We start from the raw sequence: 20,536 nt of genomic DNA, 5'->3' as shown, positions 1-20,536 counted from the left end.
GATCAGCCTTCTGCGTCCGCAAGCGCTCCCTCCCGTGTCAGCAGGTCCTCGAAAGCGGCCTCTGTCGCGTAGGAGGATTGCGTGCCAAGCCGCGTGATCGAGTCGGCGGCGTAACGGACCGCGCGCTCTACGGCTGCCACCGGATCGAACCCGTCAACATAGTAACGTGCGAACGCGCCGATGAAGGCGTCTCCCGCCCCGGTCGTGTCCTTCGGAGTCACAGGCACCGAGGACACATGAACCTTGCCGTCCGCCGTCACCAGCAGCGCGCCGCGCGCGCCCATCGTCACGATCACGGTGCGGTTGCCCTTGGCGATCAGCGCGCGAGCCGCCACCTCCACCTCGTCCTCCGTGCCGGTCGGCAGACCGGTCAGGATCGCGAGTTCGCTCTCGTTAGGAACCAGGAAGGTCGCGAGAGAGACCTTGGCGGGGTCGAGATCCGGCAAGGCGGGTGCTGGATTGAGAAGAACCTCGATGCCATGGCGGGCCGCGAAATCGAGCGTGTAATAGACCGTCTCGATCGCGATCTCGAGCTGAAGCAGGATCAGGCGGCACCGGGAGAGATCCTCCGCCGCCGCATCGATATCGGCCGGCGACAGCACGTCGTTCGCGCCCTTGACGATCAAAATGCGGTTCTCGCCCGACGGCTCGACGAAGATCGGCGCGACTCCGCTCGACACGCCCGCCGCCCGGCCGACATGGCGCACATCGATGCCGGCGGCGGCAAGGTTGGCGACCGTGCTGTCCGCGAACAGGTCGTCCCCCACCTTGGAGACCATCAGGACGTCGGCACCAAGGCGCGCGGCGGCAACCGCCTGATTGGCGCCCTTGCCGCCGTTGCCGATCTGGAACTTCGGCGCTTCCAGAGTCTCGCCGGGTCCGGGAATGCGATTCACGTAGGTGATGAGATCGACATTGTTGCTGCCGACGACGGCGATGCGCTGAGCCATGGATTCCCTCCCGCGATTTCTCGTTGTTCTGAGGCCGTGGCGCCCAAAGGCGCGACACGTCCCGCCGCAGCGCCCCGGAGTAGCCGGCCGGATCGGAACCATCCGGCCGAATCCGCAGCACCCGGGCTTTGGCAGCTTGAGCATATCCTTGCCGTTCGGATCGCGTCGATCCGGACGGGACATGCTCTACGCCTCGCCATCCGGGTCGCGGCGATAGTCCGCCTGCCGAATGCCGTGCCGCTTCAGCTTGTCGTAGAACGTCTTTCGCGGGATCGCCAGCGCCTCGACAGTGGCACGGACATCGCCCCTGTTCGCCTCAAGTTCCCGGCGGATCAGGTCTGCCTCGAACCTGTCCACCCGCTCCGGCAGGCTGGCGGCGGGAGCATCGGAATCGACCTCGTGCGACGCCTCGCCGGTTTCCCCGAGGCCGAGGGCGACGCGCTCGGCGAAGTGGGCGAGTTCGCGCACGTTGCCCGGCCAGTCGTGGGCGAGCAGGTGGTGCCGCACGCCGTCGCCGACCTCAGGTGGATCGATCCCGAACCGGGTCGCCGCCCGTCCGAGGAAATAGGCGAACAGCAGCGGCACGTCCGCGCGCCGCTCCCTCAGCGGGGGAATGCGCAGGCTGACGACATTGAGGCGATAGAACAGATCCTCGCGAAAGGTCTCGCGCGCCTTCGGCTCCGCCAGGTCGGCCTTCGTCGCCGCGATGACCCGAATATCCACGGGCCTCACCTCGTTGCTTCCGAGCGGCGTCACCTCGCGCGCCTCGAGCACGCGCAGCAGCTTCACCTGCAAGGCGAGCGGCATGCTCTCGATCTCGTCGAGCAGCAGGGTTCCCCCGCTCGCGTGCTCGATGCGGCCGATGCGGCGGCGCTGGGCTCCGGTGAAGGCGCCCGGCTCGTGGCCGAAAAGTTCGCTCTCGATCACCGTCTCCGGCAGGGCGCCGCAATTGAGCGCGACGAATGGCTTGCGCGCGCGCCGGCTCCAGCGATGCAGCGCCGTGGCCACCACCTCCTTGCCCGATCCGGTCTCGCCCGTCACCAGCACGTCGACATCGGCCGCCGCGACGTGGCGCAGGGTTCGCCGAAGACGCTCCATCGCCGGCGTTTCGCCGATCAGCGGGAAATCGTCGGCCGCCGCCTCCACGGCATGGCGCAGCCGGCGGTTCTCCAGCACTAGCCGGCGCTTCTCCAGTGCGCGGCGGACGGACGACACCAGACGCTCCGCCGCGAACGGCTTGGTGACGAAGTCGTATGCACCGTCGCGCATTGCCGCGACCGCGGTCTCGACGTCGCCGTGGCCGGTGATGAACAGCACCGGAATATCCGGATCGATCGCCTTGATGCGACGGAACAGGGCCGGGCCGTCCATCTTCGGCATGCGGATGTCGGTCACGACGACGCCGGCGAAATCCGGGCCGATATGCCGCAACGCTTCCTCCCCGGATGCGCACGGCACCGGCTCGAACCCTGCCAGCGCGAGGCTCTCCGCATTCGCTGCACGCAGGTCGTCGTCGTCGTCGACGAATACGACGACCTCCGGCACGGCCGACGCGGAACGGGACGGGTTCATGACGCGGCCTCCACCAAAGCCGCCTGCAATGGCGGCGTCAGCGGGAGGCGGACCGTGAACACGGCGCCTCCCTCCGGCCGGTTGAAGGCGGAAAGCGTGCCCCCTGCCCGGCTGACGATATCGTGGGAAATGACGAGGCCAAGCCCGAGGCCTTTCGGCTTCGTCGTCGAGAACGGCGTGAACAGGGCCCCGAGGATCTCCGGCGCCAGCCCCGACCCGTTGTCGGCGACGATGATCATCGCCATGCGGGACGGCCGCGCGGCCTGTTCCGGCACAGCGTCTTCCTCGATGGAAAGGCCGATCTCGATCGCGCCGTCGGTGCGGTCCGCCAGGGCGTCGATCGCGTTCTGCAGCAGGTTGACCAGCACCTGCTCCAGTCGCACCCGGTTGGCGATGATCACGATGTCGCTGTCGCCGACCGGTCCCTTCAGCGTGATGCCGCCTGCCCGCAGCCTGTGCCCAACCAGCAGCAGCGCGCCGTCGATGGCCTGCCGGATCGAAACCTCCTGGGTTTCCGTCGGCGCCTTGCGGCCGAAGCCGCGCAGTTCCGCCGTGATCGCTCCGATCCGCTCCGTCAGGCCGGCGATGGTGCCGACACTGCGCCGGGCACCCGGCATGTCGCCGCGCGCCAGATAGGTCTCGGCATTGTCGGCATAGGTGCGAATGGCGGCGACGGGCTGGCTGATCTCGTGGGCGACACCGGCGGCGATCTGGCCGAGGGTGGCGAGGCGGTTCGCCTGCCGCAGTTCGTCGCGAAGCACCTCGCGAGAGGCCTCTGCGCGGCGCCGCTCTTCCATCTCGTCGAGCAGTAGCCCGTTGGCCGCGCTCAACGCGGCGGTCCGCTCCCGCACGCGGGCCTCCAGTTCCGCGCGCATTCGCGCTTCGTCCTCTCGGCTCGCGCGGGCGCGGTCGCGCCGCCGGACGATGATCCCCGCGGCGCCGAACAGCACCGCGCACACGGCGCCCGCGCTCGCCCAGCCGGCGGCAGACGCCCTTCGGCCCGGGCCGTCGGCCGGCATCAACACGTGCAGCATCCAATCCTTGGTCGCGACCGGCACCGCGACTTCGAGGAAGCGCTCGCGCGGGCGGTCCTTCGCTCCTTCCAGCGCGACCAATGCCTGGCCGCCGCTTTGCCGGGGCGGGCCAAGCGGCAAGGGTTCGAGGGGTGAGGCCCCGAACTGCCGGCTCGCCCGGATCTCCGCCCGCACCGCATCATCGAGCGGCCGATCGGTATCGAAGCGCCATTCCGGCACGCTGGTGATGAGGACGATACCGCGCGGGTCCGTAACGAACACCGGCGCACTGAGTTCGCGCCAGCCCTGCTCGATGGCATCGAACTCGACCTTGACCACGATGACGCCGAGAAGACGGTTGGCGCTTTCGATCCGCCGGCCGAGATAGAGTCCGGGCCGAAGACTGACATTTCCGAGAGCGAAGTATTCGGTCGCATCGTCCGCGACGGCACGCTGGAAATAGGGACGAAACGAATAGTCGCTGGCGACGAAGCTGTCCGGCCGGCGCCAGTTGCTGGCCGCGATCGCCACACCGCGGGCGTCGAGCAGATAGATCACGCTCGCCCGCGTCTCGGCGGCCAGCGCTTCGAGCCGCATGTCGAGCGCTTCCACCCGCGCCTGGATCGGGGCCCGCAGCGCGGCGCGCACGTCGGGGTCTTCCGCAAGCACGAGGGGCACGGCGCGCTGCTTTTCGAGTTCGCCCTGCAGCAGCAGCGCGCTCAGCGTCGCCGCCTCGCGCCCCCGGTTCTGAAGCGCGGCGAGCTCGCGCGACAGCACGACCTGATGAACGCCAAGGCCGGCCGCGATCCCCGCCACCAGCGCGACTGCGGCGACGGCCAGCCATCGCGCCTTGCCGAGGAACGGGGACACAGCGTGTGACGCGCGCAGGTCCGCCCCGTCGTCCACTGCTGGCGGGACGGAAGCGCTCTGCGCCGCCCCGGCGTCCCCGCGATCCGGCATCTCCGTCCGGCCTCCTCCTGGCTCGGTGCGTCTTTCCGCCTGTTCTACCGCATGAGCGTGCGGATTTCCACACAAATTCAAAGCCCGCCAGAAATACCAGAAAGTGAAAATATCTTTTAATTCAACGATTTAAATCGGATCACAGAAGGCCGCCGACGCTGGCACGGGCATTGCTCTGGGTTTGTCAGGAGGCTCATGCGGGTTCACCCGCGAGACGCCGCCCACAAACCCGAAGCGAAACATGAGCCCTCGATCGTGTACGGCGGCACACCGCCGACACACGCCGGGCTCCCTGGGCAGGAAATGACAGTCCGATGGTAGCCACGATCCCAACCGCACAGCCGCGCCAGCCCCGCAGATTCTACCGGCACCTTTATTTCCAGGTGCTGGTCGCCATCGCCATCGGCGTGACGCTCGGCCATTACTACCCCACGATCGGCGCCCAGATGAAGCCGCTGGGCGACGCCTTCATCAAGCTCGTGAAGATGATCATCGCACCGGTCATCTTCCTCACCGTCACCACCGGCATCGCCGGCATGAGCGACCTGCAGAAGGTCGGCCGCGTCGCCGGCAAGGCGATGCTTTATTTCATTACCTTCTCCACGCTGGCGCTGATCGTCGGTCTCGTGGTCGCCAACCTCGTGAAGCCCGGCTACGGGCTGCACATCGATCCGGCGAGCCTCGACGCCAAGGCGGTCGCCGACTATGCCGCCAAGGCGCACGAGCAATCGCTGGTCGGCTTCCTGTCGAACATCATCCCCTCGACCGTGGTGGGGGCGTTCTCGTCCGGCGACATTCTCCAGGTGCTGTTCTTCTCGGTGCTGTTCGGCATCGCCCTCGGCATGATCGGCGAGCGCGGCAAGCCGCTGCTGAACGTGCTCCAGTCGCTGTCGAACGCGATGTTCCGCCTCGTCGCGATCCTGATGAAGGCAGCCCCCATCGGCGCGTTCGGCGCCATGGCCTTCACCATCGGCAAGTTTGGCATTGGCTCCATCGCAAACCTCGCCATGCTGATCGGCACGTTCTACCTGACGTCACTGATCTTCGTGCTCGGCGTGCTCGGCCTCGTCGCGCGCTATAACGGCTTCTCGATCCTCGCGCTCATCCGCTACCTGAAAGAGGAACTGCTGCTCGTCCTCGGCACCTCGTCTTCGGAGGCCGCGCTGCCGAGCCTGATCGACAAGATGGAGCGTGCGGGCTGCTCGAAGTCCGTCGTCGGCCTCGTGGTCCCCACCGGCTACTCCTTCAATCTCGACGGCACCAACATCTACATGACGCTGGCGGCGCTGTTCATCGCCCAGGCGACCGACACGCCACTCTCACTCGGCGACGAGATCCTGCTGCTGCTCGTCGCTATGCTGAGCTCGAAGGGCGCCGCTGGCATCACCGGCGCCGGCTTCATCACGCTTGCCGCCACGCTGTCGGTCATTCCGGCCGTTCCGGTCGCGGGCATGGCGCTGATCCTCGGCATCGACCGGTTCATGTCGGAGTGCCGTGCGCTGACGAACTTCATCGGCAACGCGGTGGCGACCATCGTCGTCGCCCGCTGGGAGGGCGAGCTTGACAGGGCGAGCCTCGCGAGCGCCCTCGCTGGCAAGCCGATCCTCGCCGGTGAGACCGAGCGGCCGCTGCTGGCGGAATGATCCGCGAGGTCACACCGCCCTGAGGGACGTCCCCTCTTCCTGAGGAAAAAGCGAAAGGCCGGCCGTGGCGCGCGAACGCCCCTGCCGGCCTTTTCCGGTTTGCGCACCTCGTTCCGGTCAGACTTCCGAGCGGATGCCATCCGGAAGGTCGTCTTCGCCGAACCGTGCAGCGACGGGCGCACGGCCGGCGGCGGGCAGCAGCCGGCGGGTGAGGCGGGCGAAGCCGTAGACCACCACGGACAGGAGCGTGATCCAGAAGCTGGCCGGCCAGTCGGTATAATAGGCGAGCACGAGCCCGCCCCAGGCTTCGAGCAAGGCCAGCGCCGCGGCCAGCGCGACACCCCAGCCGATGCGCGCCGTCAGCAGCATCGCTGCAGCCGGGGGACCGACGAGGAGCGCGAACACGAGCAGCACCCCGACGATCTGCGTCGCTTCGGAAACCGCGACGGCGACGATCACCAGGAAGACGACCGAGACCGCCTGCACTGGCACGCCCCGCGCTTCCGCGACCTCCGGCTGGAGGCTGGCGAACACGAGCGGCCGCAGCACGACAGCCAGCGCCGCCAGCGCGACGAGCGCCATCACGGCGAGCGTCGCGACAGTGCTGCGCGAGACGCCGAGAACGTTGCCGAACAGCAGCGCCGTCGCCTGGCCGGCATAGGCCGTATAGAAGTGCAGGAACAGAAGCCCGAGCCCGAGCGACATCGACAGCACGAGGCCGATGGCGACGTCGCGGCCCTGGGCCTTGTCGCCGAGCAGCCCGATCCCGATGGCGCTGACAACGGTGAAGCCCGTCATGCCGACGAAGGGCGAGACGGCGAACAGCGCGGCGCCGGTGGCACCGGCGAAACCGACATGGGACAGGGCATGGCCGGCGAAGGTCTGCCCGCGCAGCACGAGGAAATAGCCGACCGCCCCGGCGAGCACCGCGACGATGCCCGACGCCTGGAAGGCGTTGACCATGAAGTCATAGTTCAGCATGGGGCGACCGCTCGCGATGTTGATGTCCGACCGAGGCGGAGCCGGGACTGGAAAGCACGCCCGCCGGACCGTGATCGTGCCCGTGCGAATGCGCACCGTGCGCGTGCTCATGGGAATGGGCATGGCCGCAATGTTCGCCGCGCTCGACGTCGTGGCGGCCGCTCATGACGAAGATCCGGCCGTCGACCCGGACGACATCGATCGACGAACCGTAGAGCCGCGACAGCACCGGCCCGGTCACGACCTCGTCGATTGTTCCCGTCGCGGCATGACCGCGCGCGAGATAAAGCACCCGGTCTATGGCTCCGACCAGCGGATTGACCTCGTGGGCGCTGAACAGCACGGCGATGTTGCGCTCGCGCGCAATCGAGGCCACGAGGGCCACGATGTCGGCCTGGCGCGCCGGATCCAGGCTGACGAGAGGCTCGTCGAGCAGAAGCAGGCGCGGCTCGCCGAGAAGCGCCTGCGCGATCATGAGGCGCTGCCGCTCACCGCCCGACATCTCTCCGACCGGCCGGCCGGCAAGGTCCAGCCCGCCAACGCGCTCGAGGGCAGACCAGGCTGCAGCCCGGTCGCGCTTGCTGGCCCAGGGCCAGCCCCATCGCTCGCCACCGGCGCCGGACAGGACGACTTCAAACCCGGTGAACCGGGCATCGGCCAGCGTGCGCCTCAGCTGCGGGGCGTAGCCGATGGCCGGGTTGCCCCGGCGCACCGGGGCGCCGCACACGGAAATCGACCCCGCCGTCACCGGCAGCAGGCCGACGATGGCGCGCATCACCGTCGTCTTGCCCGACCCATTCGGGCCGAGCACACCGACGAACTGTCCGGGCTCAACGACAAAGGAGACGCCGGACAGAACCCGGCGCCCCCCCTGATCGAGAGCCACATCGCGGAAAACGACGGCACTCATTCACGAACGTCCATCTTGCTCGCGGCCTCGACAGCCCCCGGTCACGAACTGTGCTTCAGGGCGGCCTCGACCGCATCGAGTTCGCCGAGCATCCACGCGGCGAAAGTCTTGCCGGCGGGTGCCGTCTCGGTCACGCCGACCACCGGAACGCCGCCCTGCTTGGCGATGGCGAGCAGACGCTCCGTCGCGCTGTCCGTCACCTGGGAATTGTAGAACAGAATCTTGACCGCACCGCTCTTCAGGTCGTTCTCGAACGCCGCGACCTGCGAAGGCGTCGGCTCTGCATCGTTCATCACGGCGTTCTGGAAGGCCATGTTGCGCATCTCGAAGCCGAGTGCTTCCGCCATGTAGCCGAACACCGGCTCGGTCGCGGTCACGGCCACGCCCTTGTAGCGCGACTTGATCTCCTCGATCTTCGCCTTGACCGGCGTCAGCGAACCGTCGAAGCGGGCAAGGCCGGCCGCGTAGTCGGCGGCGTGCTCGGGATCCTTCTTCTCCAGCGCCGCCGCGATCGCCGCGGCGACGGCCGGCGCCGTCGCCGGATCATACCAGAGGTGCGGGTTGTCGCCGTCCTTGTGTCCGGTGAGCTTGGCGGCGACGATGTCGGCGCGTTCCGGGTTCGGCGAAGCCGACAAGAGCTTGCCCATCCACGGATCGTAGTCCGCCCCGTTATAGACCACGATGGCGGCGTCGGCGAGCGCACGCGCGGTGGAGGGACTGGCCTCGAACAGGTGCGGATCGTCGTCCGGGTTCGAGATGATGCTCGTCACGTCCACATGAGAGCCGCCGACTTCCTTGGCGATGTCGCCGTAGAAGTTCTCGGCGGCGACGACGCTGATCTTCTCCGCGGCCAGAGCGTTGCCGGAAAGCGCGGCCAAGGCCGTGGCGGCAGCCGCCGCCAGAAGCAGTTTTCTCATGTTCGCAGACCCTTGTCTTCGATGTCGGTTCATCGGAACGGCCTGGATGGGATTCCGGTCGGGTGCCGGCGCCCGACCGAATGCCACTCCAGATGCTGGAGCCCGTGTTCCCTGCGCAACGCCAACGTCCGCACGGGTGGGCTCATGCCGCGGCCGCGATTGTTATGTTATAATATAACACTCGTCAACACAGCCAAATCGACCCTCCGGAACGGAACGAGGCCCCGGGACGAACCGGAGCCTCGCTTTCATCGTCGGACTTGAGTCGTGCCGGCTTGCGCCGGCGCTGGGGATCAGAACGGCGAATCCGGGAAATAGAACTCGGCCGCATTGTCCTTCGTCACCAGGGTCGCATCCAGGATGTAGCGGCCACGGGTCGGGATGTGATCGTAGAAATTGGACGCCGTCAGCTCCATGGCGGTTGCGATCATCGCCGGCGGATAGAGCACGTCGACCGGGATCATCGTGTCGCCGTCGGCGACGCGCTTGATCATGTCCTTCATGCCGGCGCCGCCGACGACGAACTTGATGTCGGTGCGGTTCGCCTGCTTGATCGCCTCCAGCACGCCGACGGCCATGTCGTCGTCCTGGCACCACACCGCGTCGATCTTCGGGTACTTGGAAAGGTAGTCCTGCATCACCTTGAAGGCGTCGTCGCGGGACCAGTTGCCGAACTGCCGGTCGAGAACCTTGATGTTGCTGCCGGCGATCGCCTCGTCGAAGCCCTTCTGGCGTTCCTCGTCGATCACGATCGGCAGGCCGCGGATCACCACGACGTCGCCCGAGCCGAGCTTCTCCTTGATGTACTCGCCGGCCACGCGGCCGAGTTCCGGGTTGTTGCCGGCGACGTAGAGGTCCTGGATCGTCGGATCGGACAGCGCACGGTCGACCACCGTGACGAACACACCCTTGTCCTTCACCTGACGGATCGGGTCGGTCAGCTCGTCTGAATTGTGCGGCAGGGTCACGAGGGCATCGATGCCCTGAGTCGTGAGGTCTTCCAGTGCGTTCGCCTGGGACGCCCCGTCCGGCGACGTCTTGACGATGATCTTCAGGCCCGGATAGCGCTCCTCGAGGATCTTCTTGGCGCGCTCCGCATGGAAGACGACGCCGCCCGTCCAGCCGTGGTCGGCGGCGGGAATGGAGACCGCCATCGTGACGCTCTTCTCCTGAGCACCGGCCGCACCGCCGGCCGCCAGCAGAGCTGCCGCCGCAAGGCCAAGAACCAACTTGCGCATTTCGCTTTCTCCCCGTTCGGCGGACGGCTGCCGCGGATTGCCCCGACCCGCCCGCTCATTGTGTGGTTTTCGGTCTTCGGTCTTCGGTCTTCGAGGCTTGTCAGCGCCCCGCGCGGCCGCCCCGTTCCGCGCGCGGATTTTCTCCCGTGCTATGGCCGCCGCGACAGCGAGCGCTGCACAAGCATGGCGATGATGATGATCGCGCCCTGCACCGCGCCGATCAGGTACTCGCTGACGAGATCCGACAGCACCATGATGTTGCCGACGACCTCCAGGATGACGGCCCCGCAGATCGTGCCCCAGATCCGGCCGACGCCGCCCTTCAGCGCCGTGCCGCCGATGACGACGGCCGTGATCGCCTGCAATTCCCACAAAAGCCCGGTCGTCGGCGTGGCGGCGCCGAGGCGCGGCACATAGACCAGCACGGCGATGGCCACGCAGATGCCCTGGATCACATAGGTCAGCGTCCGCACCCGGTTGACGGGAATGCCGGAATAGCGCGCCACATCCTCATTGGAACCCACTGCCACCACATGCCGGCCGAACGCCGTGCGATAGAGCAGGAAAGCCCCGACGATTCCCACCGCAACGATCACCAGCACCGGGATCGGAATTCCGAACACCGATCCGAAATAGACCGGGCGATACAGCGCGCGCAGTTCCTGCGACTTCATCGCGATGGAACCGCCCTCGGCGAGATAGATCGTGAGCGCACGGTAGATGCCCATCGTGCCGAGCGTGACGATGAACGGCTCGATACGTCCGATGGTGATCGTCAGCCCGTTCGCCAGCCCGCAGACCGCGCCGACGACCAGCGCGAATGCCATCGCCGTGGCAATCGCACCGATGCCGCCGTCGACGAAGCCCGCGTTCATGAACAGGATCATGGTGCCGGCGACCAGCGCCGACATCGATCCGACCGAAAGGTCCAGTCCGCCGGACGCGATCACGAAGGTCGCCCCGACGGCGATGATGGCGATGAAGGCCGACCGCGTCAGCACGTTCGTCAGGTTCTCGATGCCGAGAAAGCTCGGGTTCACCAGCGTGCCGAGCACCATCAGCACCGCGAGTGCGGCAAACGGGGCGACGGCGCGCAGATCGAGATCGGCCCATTTCCGCCAGGGCTTGGAAGTGGCGACGTCGCTCATGCTCGGGCCTCGGCTGTTGGGTTGTCCTGCGTCCTGACGCCGGTGGCGTAGACGACGATCTCGTCCTCGGTCATCGCCTCGCCGGAGACCTCTCCCACGATCCGGCCACCGCGCATCACCACGATGCGGTGGCAGAGACCGATCAGTTCCTGCATCTCAGACGAGACCACGATCACGGCTTTTCCGCCCGCGGCCAGGTCGGCGATGAAGCGGTAGATCTGCTGCTTGGTGCCGATGTCGATGCCGCGCGTCGGCTCGTCGATGATCACGATCCGCGGCTCCAGCAGCATCATCTTGGCGAGCAGCAATTTCTGCTGGTTGCCGCCGGAAAGCTGGCCGGCCAGCATCTCGCGTCGCTTCGCGCGGATGTCGAAGGCCTTGATCGCCTGAGTGAGGCCGGATTCTTCCTTCGACCGGTCGATCAGGAAGCCCTTCCGGAAGCGGTCGAGCGCGGCAAGCGTGAGGTTGACGCCGAGCCGCTGGCCGAGCAGCAGCCCTTTCCCCTTGCGGTCCTCGCTGAGATAGACGATGCCGGCCTTCATGCTATCGCGGGCATCCGCGAAATGGACCGGCTTGCCGTCGACCTGGATTTCGCCATGTGTCGGCCGCAGGCCGACGAGGCCCTCCATCAACTCGGTCCTGCCGGCACCGATCAGTCCGGCGAAGCCGAGGATCTCGCCCTGCCGCAGTTCGAACGTCGCGTCGGATGCCCAGCCCGGCACGGTCAGGTTCCGCACCGCGAGCACGGCCGGCGCAGAGGCATCCTCGTCCGGGCGGTGCGGATAAAGGTTCGCCATGTCGCGGCCGACCATCAGGCGCGCCATCTCTTCCGGCGAGATGCCGTCGGCCGGGCGTGTCGCGATGCGCTTGCCGTCCCTGAGGACCGTGACCTCGTCGGCGATGGCCGCGACCTCGGGGAGGCGGTGCGAGATATAGAGCACCGCCACGCCTTTGGCCTTCAGGTCGAGGATGACGGCGATCAGCGCCTCGGTCTCGACCGGCGTAAGGGAGGCCGTCGGCTCGTCGAAGATCACGACGCGATGGGGCACCTGCAACGCGCGGGCGATCTGCACGAGCTGGCGCTGGGCGATCGACAGCCGCGAGACCACCGTCGTCGGCGCGATGTCGGCGCCGAGATTGTGGACCGCCTCGGCTGCGAGCGCGTTCATGCGCCGGTCGTCGAGCACGAGCCCCCGGCGCAGCTCGCGGCCCATGAAGATGTTCTGCGCGACCGTCAGATGTGGCGCGAGCAATATCTCCTGATGCACCAGAACGATGCCGTGGCGCTCCGCGTCCACCGGACCGTTGAGCGGGACCGGCTTTCCGTCCATTGCGATGGTCCCCTCGGTCGGCGCGAGATGGCCGGAAAGGACCTTCATCAGCGTCGACTTGCCGGCGCCGTTCTCACCGATCACCGCATGAACGGTGCCGGCCTCGAGCGACAGGTCGATGCCGCTCAAGACCTCGACCGGGCCGAAGGACTTGGAGATGCCGCGCGCCTGGAGCACGGGGGCGGCTGCCTCCGAACCCGGAGAACGACCCGGCCTGCCCTGCTCCGCCGCATACGGCGGATCCGTTACGATGGTCACTGTCGTCGCCTCCCTGCCACGTCGCTCTTCGGCGGCGTCGGCGGTCGAATGCCGCTGCGGCTTCGTTCGTCCGCTGGCGGTCAATCCGGTCAGTCGATGGACCGGCGCGGGCAAGCCTGCGCCGCCCGCTCGATCACGTTCAAGGCACGTTGTCGCGCAGGAAGATCTCGATGCGGATCCGCTCCTGGGCGGCGATGATGGGATCGCCTTCCCGCAACGCCAGCAGGATCCGCGCGGCGCTGCGCGCCATGTGGCCGGCGTCCTGATTGATGATGGCGTCGATGGTGCCGCGCACGAGCTGGCGCCGCGCCAGCGCGGTCAGTTCGTGCGCGACGAACACGACCTCCTGGGACCGCCCGCTTTCCTCCAGCGCGTTGACCACGCCGAGCTGGCCGCCGCCGACATTGTAGATCGCGACGAGATCGGGATGATCGGCGAGAAGCGCCCTCGCGGCGGCCTCGGCACGCGCGTTCTCGTCGCGCCCCTCGCGCACCGGCAGCACTTCGAGGTTCGGATATTCGAGCGCCATGACCTGCTCGAAGCCGTAGTGGCGCTCGATATGGTCGCGCAGCGACATCGAGCCGGCGATAAGTCCCACTTTTCCAGAACGCCGGCCTGCCAGTCGGCCGACGAGGGACGCCGCCGTGCGGCCCGCGGCGAAATTGTCAATGCCGACGAACCTTGCCCGCCGCGTGGCCGGCAGATCCGAAACGAGCGTCAGCACCGTCACGCCGGAATCGGTGAGCGCGTTCACCGCCTCCGCCACCGCCGGATGGTCGAGCGCCACCAGCGCCACGCCATCGACGCCGGAAGGAAGGTTCTCCAGCGCGCGGGCCAGCGCGGCGCCGTCGAACACGTCGACCTGGGAAATGTCCAGCCGAACGCGCTCGCGCACCATGCGCTCCCCCGTGGCGCGGAACTCGGCCTCCAGGATCTTCATGAAGTCGTTCTCGCCCGTCGGCAGGATGATGCGAAAATCGTAATCGCGTCCCCGGGCAAGCCGCGAGGCATGCCGGTCCGGCCGGAAGTCGAGCTGCTTTATCGCTGTCTGAACCCGCTCGATGGTGCGCGCATGTACGCCGGCGCGCCCGTTCACCACCCGGTCCACGGTCGCAAGGCTTACACCGGCTTCTCGGGCGACATCTTCCAGTGTCATTTTGCCCATGAGAGCCAACCTCCCTGCAACCGCTATATTGATCGCGGCTGATGTACGCAAGTCATTTTGACGGCTGCCGCCTGCGTTTCCCTCACAACGTCGCGTCCGGACGGGAAAGGGCGGCCACGGGCCGCCCCTCCACCGCTCACACGGTTTCGAGATAGGTGCGATATTCGAACGGCGAGATATCCCGCGCGAACCGGGCATATTCCGCACGCTTCAACGCCAGGAAGACGTCGTGCATCACGGGCCCGAGCGCCTCGTCCCTCAGGAAGGCGGAACCGGCCGCGCGCCCGATGGCAGCGTGCCAGCTCGACGGAATTTCGCTTGTCTTTGCAGTGGCATATCCATTCCCCGACACCGGCTCGCCGGGATCGAGGGCGCGCTCGATGCCCTGTCGGATGCCGGCCAGAATCGCCGCCCCCACGAGGTACGGATTGGCATCCACACCCGCGACGCGCTGTTCGAGGTGACGGGTCGGCGCCGGCCCCGCCGGCAGTCGGACGGCGACGCTGCGGTTGTTGGTGCCCCAGTTCGGGGCGATCGGCGAGTAGCTCCCGGCGGAGAAACGACGCCAGGAATTCTGATGAGGTGCGAACACCAACATTCCATCGGCCATGGTGTCGAGGAGGCCCGCGACCGCGTGTGCGAGGAGCGGCACCACCTGTCCCTCGCGATCGGCGAACAGATTGGCGCCGGTCTCGTCGGCGAGGCTCGCATGGAGGTGCATGCCGGAACCGGCCCGGTCGGCGAAGGGCTTCGCCATGAAGCTCGCGATCATGCCGTGGCGGGCGGCGAGGCCGCGCAGCAGCCGCTTCAGCATCGCGAGGTCGTCGGCGGCGCGCAGCGCGTCGTCGCGGTGGCGCAGGGTCAGCTCGTACTGGCCGGGCGCATATTCGGAGATCATGGTCTCCACCGGCAGCCGCTGGGCCTCCGCGGCACGGTAGACCGCGTCGATGAACGGCTCGAGCCTGTCGAGCTCCTGCACGCCATAGACCTGGATCGTCTCGGGTCGCTCGCCCGTCACCGGCAGCCGTGCCGGCCTCGGCGTTCCGTCGGCGCACGGCTCCCGGTCGAGCAGATAGAACTCAAGCTCGAAGGCGAGCACCGGCCGGCGCCCCTGGCGCCTCAGGCGCTCGTCCTGCCACGCCAGCACATGGCGCGGATCGGCCATCATCGGGGAGCCGTCGAGTTCATGGAGCGTGAGTTGCACCTGTGCCCGCGGCGGCGATGTCCACGGCATGGCGACGAGCGACCCCGGAACCGGCCACGCGCGGCGGTCCGCATCGCCGTCCGACCAGACGAGGCCGGTTTCCTCCACGTCCTCGCCGGTCACGTCGAGGCCGAGGATCGAACCCGGCAGGTGGCGGCCGTTGCGGTAGATCGCCATCAGCTCGTGGCGGCGCACGATCTTGCCCCGCCCGATGCCGTTGGCGTCGACGAGGACGAGATCGATCGCCACGATTTCCGGATGAGCGTCGAGGAATTCCTGCGCTTCCTCCACGGGCGCCGCGCCGCGAGGGCGGACGGCCTCGGCATCGGGGGCCTGGATGTTCATTGGATCGCCTCCGCGGACGAAGAAAGCTCCGCCACCGCATCCGCGAACGCGGCGACGAACGCTGCCGCCTCCGCGTTCGTCACGCCGGGGCCGACGAGCACCATGTTGTGGAACGGGGTCAGCAGGAAGCCGCGGTTGAGCAGCATCATGTGCAGCGCCCGCTCGGTCTCCGGCATCGCCGCGGCACGCGCCTCGGCGGCATTGCGCAGCGGCGCCGACCGGAACACGACCTCGAGCCGCGCACCGACCCGGGCGACGTGCCACGGCAGTCCGAACGAGCGGATGACGGACGCCAGCCCCGCCTCGATCTCGGCGGCGCGATCGAGCATCGCGGCATAGGCCTCCTCGGTCATGACCTCTTCAAGGCAGGCCCTCAGACAGGCGAGTTGCAGAGCGCTCCCCGAAAGCGTGGTGCCGATGCCGGAGTGGCCATGCTCGTCGCGATCGCGCGCCGCCGCGAACGCCTCGGCGACCGCTGCCGTCATGCCCCAGACCGCCGCCGGAACACCACCGGCGATCGGCTTGCCCATCACCATCAGGTCGGGTTCCAGCCCGTGAACGCGCGTGTAGCCTCCCGGCCCCGTGGACAGGGTGTGGGTCTCGTCGATCAGCAGCAGCGTTCCGGCGGCACGGGTCAGCGCGCGCAGCGCCTCGTGGAAGCCGGGTTCCGGCAGGATCATGCTGCAGTTCGTCATCACCGGCTCGGCGATGATGCAGGCGACGTCTCCGGCAGCAAGCGCCTGCCGCAGCGCGTCGACATCGTTGAACGGGATCGCGACCGTCGTCTGCGACAGGTCCGCGACCTGGCCGATCAGGCTGCGGCGCGCGATCGTGCGGCCGTCGACGAGATCGACCAGGGTGTCCTCGACGGTGCCGTGATAGCAGCCGTCGAAAACCAGGACCTTGGGGCGGCGCGTCACGGCGCGCGCGGCGCGAATGGCGAACCGGTTGGCATCGCTCGCCGTGGTCGCCACCTGCCAATGCGGCAGCCCGAAGCGCGCGGCCAGCAGGTCGCCGGCGGCGAAGGCATCGGCCGACGGCAGCATGAAGGTGAAGCCCCGCGTCGCAAGCCCGGCGAGCGCCCGCACGACAGGCGGCGGAGCGTGGCCGAACATGGCGCCGGTGTCACCGAGGCAGAAATCCGTCAGCCGGTTGCCGTCGATGTCGGCGATATGAACGCCCTGCGCCTCGGCCACCACCATGGGAAACGGCATCGGCCAGTCCAGCATCCAGTGCAGCGGCACGTTGGAGACGAAACCGGCGCCGTGGTCGCGGCACGCCGCCGAGGACCGGGGCCTCCGCTCGGCATAGACCGCGGCCTCCCTGGCATAGAGCGCCGCCGCGGCGCTTTCGAAGGCACGGAAACTCGAAGCGGAAGAATCGGGTTGGGAAGACATGATGTCCGTTCGGCAGGCTATGGGTCGTCCGGACCGCACGAATGCGCCGAACCACGGTTAAAGCGCGCCGATCAAATCCGATTTCGAGGCGGAAGCATAGCGGGCGACCCCGCGATCGTGGCGGTTCAACGGCACCACCCCCGCCGCCGGAACGCGGTTCAGCGTCGTGCCGACATCGCGCTGTCGAAGACCGACAGCCCGGACCGTATGTCCTCCGCCACCGAAGCCTTCAGAGCCTCTGGATCGCGGCGCTTGATGGCGGCGATGATGGCGGCATGCTGCAGCGGCGGCTCCGGCGTTCCCGCCATGCCGTAGACCGCGCGCATGAACGGTCCGAAGCGCATCCAGATGCGCTCGACGAGCGGAACGAGCACATGGGAGGGCGCGGCCCGGTAGATTTCGAAGTGGAACCGATGGTTCGCCATCATGCCGATTTCGGCATCGCCGCTGATGGCCGCCCGCCGCGCCACCGCGTCGTAATCGTGCACGCGGCCGAGAAGGCCGCGGTCGACATAGGGCATCGCCCGCACGGCGCAGGCCGGTTCCAGCAACAGCCGGGCCTGCATCAGTTCCTCGAAGCAATCCAGCGACAGCGGAGGCACCTCGATGCGGCTGTCCGTCAGCAGGACCGCGTCCTCGGCGGCAAGCCGCCTTGCGGCCTCCCGCGCGGCGCCCGGGCCGATGCCGAAGGCTTCGGCGAGCGTGCGAATGCCGATGCCTTGACCAGGCATCAGGCGCCCGGCCGACAGACCGTCCCGGATGGCGGCGTAGAGGCGGTCCTCCTCCGGCAGAGACGGATCGACCGCGATGCCGTCGAGGCTGAACCCCTGTTCCTGCGTGTCACCGCTGACCGGACCTGCGCGCCCGCGCGGCGACGCCCGCAGCAGGCGCGAGGACCGTCTCCGTCCAGGATCGCCTTCGGTCTCTCCGTCCCGGGGATATGCCTGCTTCATGTCACTTGCCCGCCGCGTTCCACCCGTCCGACACACTCGGCCTGCATGCGACGAAGCTTGCCGACAATAAGAACGTCTTTTGATCTGGGCTTTCAATCGTCGATATCAAGCTATCCGGGCATCAATTGCGCCGCGACGGCCTGATAGAGCACCTCCGCTGCGGGCGAGAGCTTTCTTCCCTTCGCCTTGATCAGCCCGAACGGTTCGACCATGACCCGCTCCGTCAAGGGCAGCTTGCAGAACTGTCCCGCCGACATCATCAGATCCGCGACCGAGGTCGCCATCGGCGCGATGGAATCGGTCTTCGCGGCCATCACCATCGTCATCAGGAACGAGCCGGTCGTGACGATACGGTCGGGAGGAGCGACACCGTTGCGCACCATCATGGCTTCGAGGCTGCGGCGCAGCAGCGAGCCGCGCGGCTGCAGAACCCAGTCGCGGTTCTCCAGGTCGCGCGGGGTAACCGCCTCCAGCGAGGCCAGCGGATGACCGGCCCGCACGACGAGGCACGCCTCCTCTGCCCCGACCTCGCGGTAGTCGAACGGCGCCGGATCGGCGAAGAACGGAATGCGGGCGATCACAAAATCGAGCCGGGAGGCGAGCAGGGCCTCGGAAAGAACGTCGCTCGTCTCCACCTGCGCGAAGATCTCAAGCCGCGGTAGGCGGCGGCGCACCGACTCGATCGCCGTCACCAGCGCCTCGATGGCGGGCGCCATCACGGCGCCGACGGACACGACGCCACCCTCTCCGCCCTTGAGCGCGGCGATCTCGGATTCCGCATGACCGAGTTCGGCCAGCATCGTCCGCGTGCGACGAATCAGCGCCTCGCCGTAGAGGTTGGGCTCGATGCCGCGCGCTAGCCGGTCGAACAGCGTGACGCCCACGATCTTCTCGACGTCGTTCAGCATCTTCGATGCCGCCGGCTGGGAGATGTTGAGCGACGCGGCGGCCTGCTGGAGCTTCCGCTCGTCGTCGAGCGCGATCAGCAATTGCAGATGGCGAAGCTTCAGCCCTGCTCGCAGCAACCTATCGATCTGCACGGGTTCGCGAGGGGCCACGACGGCACCGGCGGAAGCGGTCGCCCGCATCCCGACTTTCCCGGAACTGAAGTCTTTCATGCGGTTCGTCCCTCGTTCCTCACGCTCGCCCGAGGCCCTCTCCGGACGTCTGACCCCTCATTTTGGCGGCTTGCGATACACCGTTTGGCATGAGATATATCATTTCTGATATGTCTCATGCGAAAAATTGCACTTGAAAGTTATACGGAAATCGCATCAACGTCTGCCAATCTGAGGGGCGCCCATCATTCCGAGCGGGAGGTGCCTCCGGTACCGGGAGAGTTCGAAACGCGGCTGGGGGGAAAGCCCGGCTCAGAGAGGGCAAGCGACGGTTGGCCGCCAGGCCGGCCGGCGGACGGCACGTCGAGCCCTCCCGATGACAACAACCACAACGCTGGGAGAAGAAAAGCATGAGGGCACTGACCTCCATCCTCGCAGGGCTCGTCGTCGGCTCGATGGCCTTTGCGGCGCCGTCGTTCGCCGCGGACAAGGGCATCATCGGCGTCGCGATGCCGACCAAGTCTTCCGCCCGCTGGATCGCGGACGGCGACAACATGAAGAAGGTCCTTGAGGAGAAGGGCTACACCGTCGATCTGCAGTATGCCGACGACGACATTCCGAACCAGCTCTCCCAGATCGAGAACATGGTCACCAAGGGCGCCAAGGTGCTCGTGATCGCCTCGATCGACGGCACCACGCTTTCGGACGTCCTGCAGCAGGCCGCCGACAAGGGCGTGAAGACCATCGCCTATGATCGTCTGATCCGCGAATCCCCGAACGTCGACTACTACGCCACGTTCGACAACTTCCAGGTCGGCGTGCTGCAGGGAAGCTACATCATCAAGGCGCTCGGCCTCGACCAGGGCAAGGGTCCGTTCAATATCGAGCTGTTCGGCGGCTCGCCGGACGACAACAACGCCTACTTCTTCTACAACGGCGCGCTCTCCGTGCTGCAGCCCTACATCGACAGCGGCAAGCTCGTCGTGCAGAGCGGCCAGATGGGCATGGACAAGGTCTCGACCCTGCGTTGGGATCCGGCCGTCGCTCAGGCTCGCATGGACAACCTGCTCAGCGCCTATTACACCGACAAGCGCGTCGATGCGGTCCTGTCGCCCTATGACGGTCTCAGCATCGGCATCATCTCGTCGCTGAAGGGCGTCGGCTACGGTGGTTCCGACCAGCCGATGCCGGTCATCACCGGCCAGGACGCCGAAATCCAGTCGGTGAAGTCGATCATCGCCGGCGAGCAGAGCCAGACGGTGTTCAAGGATACCCGTGAGCTTGCCAAGGTCACGGCCGGCATGGTTGACGCTCTCCTGAGCGGCTCGCAGCCGGAAATCAACGACACCAAGACCTATAACAACGGCATCAAGGTCGTTCCGTCCTTCCTGCTGAAGCCGGTCTCGGTGGACAAGAGCAACTGGGAGCCGATCCTGATCGGTAGCAAGTACTACACGCTCGATCAGATCCAGTAATCTCGACCGGCGTCGTCA

At 67.3% G+C, this 20,536-nt stretch carries 16 protein-coding genes; 2 read left to right on the top strand and 14 right to left on the bottom strand.

Features of this window, described 5'->3' with window-relative positions; all coding sequences use genetic code 11:
* Window positions 1-2: 2 nt before the first annotated feature.
* The 3 genes from rbsK to BUF17_RS11075 all read right to left on the bottom strand — a co-directional run bounded on the left by rbsK (window position 3) and on the right by BUF17_RS11075 (window position 4,495).
* Entirely contained in the window at window positions 3-950 is a 948-nt protein-coding gene (rbsK, locus tag BUF17_RS11085; RefSeq protein ID WP_073628632.1) for a ribokinase, read from the bottom strand.
* A 186-nt stretch (window positions 951-1,136) separates the two neighbouring features.
* Window positions 1,137-2,522 (bottom strand): sigma-54-dependent transcriptional regulator, encoded by a 1,386-nt coding sequence (locus BUF17_RS11080; RefSeq protein WP_073628630.1) that lies wholly within the window; start codon window positions 2,520-2,522, stop codon window positions 1,137-1,139.
* Window positions 2,519-4,495: a sensor histidine kinase gene (locus BUF17_RS11075; RefSeq protein WP_084564483.1), complete on the bottom strand. Its 1,977-nt coding sequence runs from the start codon at window positions 4,493-4,495 to the stop codon at window positions 2,519-2,521. Before BUF17_RS11075 ends, BUF17_RS11080 begins: the two co-directional genes overlap by 4 nt.
* 314 nt (window positions 4,496-4,809) lie before the next feature.
* On the opposite strand from BUF17_RS11075, the gene BUF17_RS11070 reads away from it, so the two are divergent.
* On the top strand, window positions 4,810-6,138 hold the full coding sequence (locus BUF17_RS11070) for a dicarboxylate/amino acid:cation symporter (protein WP_073628628.1): 1,329 nt from the start codon (window positions 4,810-4,812) through the stop codon (window positions 6,136-6,138).
* A gap of 117 nt (window positions 6,139-6,255) precedes the next feature.
* Here the strand turns inward: BUF17_RS11070 and BUF17_RS11065 are convergent, their stop codons facing one another.
* The 11 genes from BUF17_RS11065 to BUF17_RS11015 form a co-directional block, all read right to left on the bottom strand.
* Window positions 6,256-7,119 carry a metal ABC transporter permease gene (locus tag BUF17_RS11065; protein WP_073628626.1) on the bottom strand — a complete coding sequence of 288 codons (864 nt, stop codon included), beginning with the start codon at window positions 7,117-7,119 and terminating at the stop codon, window positions 6,256-6,258.
* Window positions 7,106-8,029 (bottom strand): metal ABC transporter ATP-binding protein, encoded by a 924-nt coding sequence (locus BUF17_RS11060; RefSeq protein ID WP_073628624.1) that lies wholly within the window; start codon window positions 8,027-8,029, stop codon window positions 7,106-7,108. The genes BUF17_RS11065 and BUF17_RS11060 overlap by 14 nt, the downstream gene beginning before the upstream one ends.
* A gap of 41 nt (window positions 8,030-8,070) precedes the next feature.
* A complete protein-coding gene (locus tag BUF17_RS11055; RefSeq protein ID WP_210215434.1) occupies window positions 8,071-8,946 on the bottom strand; it encodes a metal ABC transporter solute-binding protein, Zn/Mn family in 876 nt (291 codons plus the stop codon).
* A gap of 293 nt (window positions 8,947-9,239) precedes the next feature.
* Window positions 9,240-10,184, bottom strand: coding sequence for an ABC transporter substrate-binding protein (locus BUF17_RS11050; protein WP_073628622.1), 945 nt, complete (start codon window positions 10,182-10,184; stop codon window positions 9,240-9,242).
* Between the two features lie 149 nt (window positions 10,185-10,333).
* Complete coding sequence (locus BUF17_RS11045; RefSeq protein ID WP_073628620.1) at window positions 10,334-11,332, bottom strand: ABC transporter permease; 999 nt, start codon at window positions 11,330-11,332, stop codon at window positions 10,334-10,336.
* Window positions 11,329-12,840 (bottom strand): sugar ABC transporter ATP-binding protein, encoded by a 1,512-nt coding sequence (locus BUF17_RS11040; protein WP_073628618.1) that lies wholly within the window; start codon window positions 12,838-12,840, stop codon window positions 11,329-11,331. The genes BUF17_RS11045 and BUF17_RS11040 overlap by 4 nt, the downstream gene beginning before the upstream one ends.
* A gap of 220 nt (window positions 12,841-13,060) precedes the next feature.
* Window positions 13,061-14,086 (bottom strand): LacI family DNA-binding transcriptional regulator, encoded by a 1,026-nt coding sequence (locus BUF17_RS11035; protein WP_073628616.1) that lies wholly within the window; start codon window positions 14,084-14,086, stop codon window positions 13,061-13,063.
* A gap of 136 nt (window positions 14,087-14,222) precedes the next feature.
* Complete coding sequence (locus tag BUF17_RS11030) at window positions 14,223-15,635, bottom strand: glutamine synthetase family protein (protein WP_073628614.1); 1,413 nt, start codon at window positions 15,633-15,635, stop codon at window positions 14,223-14,225.
* A complete protein-coding gene (locus BUF17_RS11025; RefSeq protein ID WP_073628612.1) occupies window positions 15,632-17,032 on the bottom strand; it encodes a transaminase in 1,401 nt (466 codons plus the stop codon). Before BUF17_RS11025 ends, BUF17_RS11030 begins: the two co-directional genes overlap by 4 nt.
* A gap of 158 nt (window positions 17,033-17,190) precedes the next feature.
* Entirely contained in the window at window positions 17,191-17,985 is a 795-nt protein-coding gene (locus BUF17_RS11020; protein ID WP_084564481.1) for a GntR family transcriptional regulator, read from the bottom strand.
* A gap of 110 nt (window positions 17,986-18,095) precedes the next feature.
* Window positions 18,096-19,073 (bottom strand): LysR family transcriptional regulator, encoded by a 978-nt coding sequence (locus tag BUF17_RS11015; protein ID WP_073628610.1) that lies wholly within the window; start codon window positions 19,071-19,073, stop codon window positions 18,096-18,098.
* Between the two features lie 425 nt (window positions 19,074-19,498).
* Here BUF17_RS11015 and chvE point away from each other — a divergent pair, with 425 nt between their 5' ends.
* Complete coding sequence (gene chvE, locus BUF17_RS11010; RefSeq protein ID WP_428977648.1) at window positions 19,499-20,518, top strand: multiple monosaccharide ABC transporter substrate-binding protein; 1,020 nt, start codon at window positions 19,499-19,501, stop codon at window positions 20,516-20,518.
* Window positions 20,519-20,536: the final 18 nt, after the last annotated feature.

Source organism: Pseudoxanthobacter soli DSM 19599, from assembly GCF_900148505.1.
Classification (GTDB): domain Bacteria; phylum Pseudomonadota; class Alphaproteobacteria; order Rhizobiales; family Segnochrobactraceae; genus Pseudoxanthobacter; species Pseudoxanthobacter soli.
The sequence above is the reverse complement of the archived record's forward strand: the minus strand, read 5'-3'. Positions and strand labels throughout refer to the sequence as shown.

Excerpts from the sequence above, each read along its gene's own strand:
- BUF17_RS11050 (WP_073628622.1), bottom strand. The coding sequence starts at position 10,184 with ATGCGCAAGTTGGTTCTTGGCCTTGCGGCGGCAGCTCTGCTGGCGGCC.
- rbsK (WP_073628632.1), bottom strand. The coding sequence starts at position 950 with ATGGCTCAGCGCATCGCCGTCGTCGGCAGCAACAATGTCGATCTCATC.
- BUF17_RS11060 (WP_073628624.1), bottom strand. The coding sequence starts at position 8,029 with ATGAGTGCCGTCGTTTTCCGCGATGTGGCTCTCGATCAGGGGGGGCGC.
- BUF17_RS11070 (WP_073628628.1), top strand. The coding sequence starts at position 4,810 with ATGGTAGCCACGATCCCAACCGCACAGCCGCGCCAGCCCCGCAGATTC.
- BUF17_RS11015 (WP_073628610.1), bottom strand. The coding sequence starts at position 19,073 with ATGCGGGCGACCGCTTCCGCCGGTGCCGTCGTGGCCCCTCGCGAACCC.
- BUF17_RS11055 (WP_210215434.1), bottom strand. The coding sequence starts at position 8,946 with ATGAGAAAACTGCTTCTGGCGGCGGCTGCCGCCACGGCCTTGGCCGCG.
- BUF17_RS11025 (WP_073628612.1), bottom strand. The coding sequence starts at position 17,032 with ATGTCTTCCCAACCCGATTCTTCCGCTTCGAGTTTCCGTGCCTTCGAA.
- BUF17_RS11045 (WP_073628620.1), bottom strand. The coding sequence starts at position 11,332 with ATGAGCGACGTCGCCACTTCCAAGCCCTGGCGGAAATGGGCCGATCTC.
- chvE (WP_428977648.1), top strand. The coding sequence starts at position 19,499 with ATGGCCTTTGCGGCGCCGTCGTTCGCCGCGGACAAGGGCATCATCGGC.
- BUF17_RS11020 (WP_084564481.1), bottom strand. The coding sequence starts at position 17,985 with ATGAAGCAGGCATATCCCCGGGACGGAGAGACCGAAGGCGATCCTGGA.
- BUF17_RS11080 (WP_073628630.1), bottom strand. The coding sequence starts at position 2,522 with ATGAACCCGTCCCGTTCCGCGTCGGCCGTGCCGGAGGTCGTCGTATTC.
- BUF17_RS11075 (WP_084564483.1), bottom strand. The coding sequence starts at position 4,495 with ATGCCGGATCGCGGGGACGCCGGGGCGGCGCAGAGCGCTTCCGTCCCG.
- BUF17_RS11030 (WP_073628614.1), bottom strand. The coding sequence starts at position 15,635 with ATGAACATCCAGGCCCCCGATGCCGAGGCCGTCCGCCCTCGCGGCGCG.
- BUF17_RS11065 (WP_073628626.1), bottom strand. The coding sequence starts at position 7,119 with ATGCTGAACTATGACTTCATGGTCAACGCCTTCCAGGCGTCGGGCATC.
- BUF17_RS11035 (WP_073628616.1), bottom strand. The coding sequence starts at position 14,086 with ATGGGCAAAATGACACTGGAAGATGTCGCCCGAGAAGCCGGTGTAAGC.